This window comes from Microbacterium sp. Leaf351, assembly GCF_001423825.1.
In the GTDB taxonomy this organism is placed as follows: domain Bacteria; phylum Actinomycetota; class Actinomycetes; order Actinomycetales; family Microbacteriaceae; genus Microbacterium; species Microbacterium ginsengisoli.
In genome coordinates, this window is sequence record NZ_LMPK01000001.1 from 9,568 (window position 1) to 12,019 (window position 2,452).

At 73.5% G+C, this 2,452-nt stretch carries 2 protein-coding genes and 1 pseudogene; 1 reads left to right on the forward strand and 2 read right to left on the reverse strand.

Features of this window, described 5'->3' with window-relative positions:
- Positions 1-743 (reverse strand): bifunctional transcriptional activator/DNA repair enzyme AdaA (locus tag ASG00_RS15870; protein WP_235559000.1); only part of this gene is annotated, 743 nt, incomplete at its 3' end.
- A 91-nt stretch (positions 744-834) separates the two neighbouring features.
- Between ASG00_RS15870 and ASG00_RS00035 the strand changes: the two genes are divergently transcribed.
- Positions 835-2,259, forward strand: coding sequence for a dihydrolipoyl dehydrogenase family protein (locus ASG00_RS00035; RefSeq protein WP_056206000.1), 1,425 nt, complete (start codon positions 835-837; stop codon positions 2,257-2,259).
- An 18-nt stretch (positions 2,260-2,277) separates the two neighbouring features.
- On the opposite strand, the pseudogene purH reads toward ASG00_RS00035, so the two are convergent.
- Positions 2,278-2,452, reverse strand: a pseudogene (gene purH, locus ASG00_RS15875) (bifunctional phosphoribosylaminoimidazolecarboxamide formyltransferase/IMP cyclohydrolase); the annotation flags it as partial.

Below are 2,452 nucleotides of genomic sequence, written 5' to 3' on the forward strand. Positions count from 1 at the left end.
ACCTCGAACCAGGCGGTGCCGTGGGCGAGACGCAGGGTGCGGGCGAACGAGGTGGATGTCGCGACCTCGGCGCCGATCACCGCGCGCGCCGCCATCCACGCGAATACTCCGGCGGTCTCGTGCGGCGTGCGGTGCGGCAGGGCGAGGTCGATCTCGCCGTGCCCGGCGGCGACCCGGGAGCGCCGGCGCAGCCGCAGGTCGGTGGGAGCGAGCGAGAACACCTCTCGCACGGTCTCGTTGAACTGCCTGATGCTGGCGAACCCGGCGGAGAAGGCGACATCCGTCATCGACAGGTCCGTGCCGACCAGCAGCATGCGCGCGGTATGGGCCCGATGCGCCCGGGCGAGGGGGCCGGCGCCGAGCTCGGCCTGCAGGATGCGACCGAGCTGCCGGCTCGAGTAGCCGAGCCGGCGCGCGAGCCCGGGCACGCCTTCGCGCTCGACGATGCCGTCGGCGATGAAGCGCATGGCGCGGCCCGCGATGTCGCCGCGCAGGTTCCAGTCCGGCGAGCCGGGAGCGGCTTCGGGCAGGCAGCGCTTGCAGGCGCGGTAGCCGGCCTCGTGCGCCGCGGCACTCGTGGAGTAGAACGTGACGTTGCGCTCGTGGGGGGTGCGCGCCGGGCAGCTCGGCCGGCAGTAGATGCCGGTCGAGCGCACGGCGGTCACGAACTGCCCGTCGAAGCGCACGTCGCGCGACCGGATGGCGCGATACCGCTCGTCGAAGGTGAGACTGAGGCCGGGCATGCCCCCAGCCTGGCACGGGCCGCGGCATCCGGCTCGCGGTTTTCGGACATCGCCGTGCCGGAGCGTCCCACCCCGGGGCTACCGTGAGGTCATGAGCGAACGCACCTACGACCTGATCGTGATCGGCGCGGGGCCGGTGGGCGAGAACGTGGCCGACCGCGCCGTGCAGGGCGGCCTGTCGGTCGTCATCGTCGAGAGCGAGCTGGTCGGCGGCGAGTGCTCCTACTGGGCGTGCATGCCGTCGAAGGCGCTGCTGCGCGCTGGGGCGGCGCTGCGAGCGGCCCGCGACGTCGACGGTGCACGTCAGGTCACCGGCGAACGACCTGATGTCGCGGGGGTGCTGCGTCGACGCACCGGCATGACCCACGACTGGTCGGATGACTCGCAGGTGCGCTGGCTCGAGGGAGCGGGCATCGACCTCGTGCGCGGTCACGGACGCCTCGCCGGCGAGCGGCGCGTCGAGGTCGAGGGCCCGGACGGCACCCGCACGACGCTCATCGCCCGTTACGCGGTCGCGGTGAGCACCGGCACGGCCGCCCTCCTGCCCGCGACTCCGGGACTCGCCGACATCGCCCCCTGGACGAGCCGCGAGGCGACCGCCGCGACCGAGATCCGCGGGCGCCTCGCGATCATCGGCGGCGGTGTCGTCGCTGTGGAGATGGCGACCGCCTACAACGACCTCGGCGCATCGGTGGTGGTGCTCGCACGCGGCGGTCTGCTCGGCGGAATGGAGCCGTTCGCGGGCGAGATCGTGCGCGACGCGCTCGTCGAGCGCGGCGTCGACGTGCGCACCGGCGTGAACGTCACCGCGGCGCACCGTGCCGAGAAGAACGCCGTGCTGACGCTCGACGACGGCACCCGCGTGCACGCCGACGAGGTGCTCGTCGCGACGGGACGCGTGCCGCGCACCGACGACCTCGGCCTCGAGACCGTCGGCCTCGCCCCCGGGGCGTGGCTGACGGTCGACGACACCCTGCGGGTCGAGGGCACCGACTGGCTCTACGCCGTCGGCGACGTGAACCGTCGGGCGCTGCTCACCCATCAGGGCAAGTACCAGGCACGCGCGGCGGGCGACGTGATCGCCGCGCGCGCGACGGGTGCCGACGTGTCGCATGCCCCGTGGTCCCGGCACGTCGCGACGGCCGACCACGCCGCCGTTCCCCAGGTGACCTTCACCGATCCCGAGGTCGCGTCGGTCGGTCTCACCGAGGCGGCCGCGCGGGCGGCGGGGCGCGGCATCCGGGTCGTCGACTACGACCTGTCCTGGGTCGCGGGCGCCTCCACCTACGCCGACCACTATCGCGGCCGCGCCCGCATGATCGTCGACGGCGAGCGCGACGTGATCATCGGCGCGACGTTCGTCGGTCAGGATGTCGCCGAGCTGCTGCACTCCGCCACGATCGCGATCGTCGGCGAGGTGCCGCTGCAGCGGCTGTGGCACGCGGTGCCGTCGTATCCGACGATCAGCGAGGTGTGGCTGCGCCTGCTCGAGACCGATGGGCGCGCGACCGCCTGAGGCCGCGCGCCGCGCGGGTCAGTGGAAGAAGTGCCGCTCGCCCGTGAAGAACATCGTGACGCCGCGCTCGCGCGCGAGCTCGATGGTCTCGTCGTCGCGCACCGAGCCGCCCGGCTGCACGATGACCTTGACGCCCGCGTCGATGAGCACCTGCGGTCCGTCGGAGAACGGGAAGAACGCATCGGATGCCGCG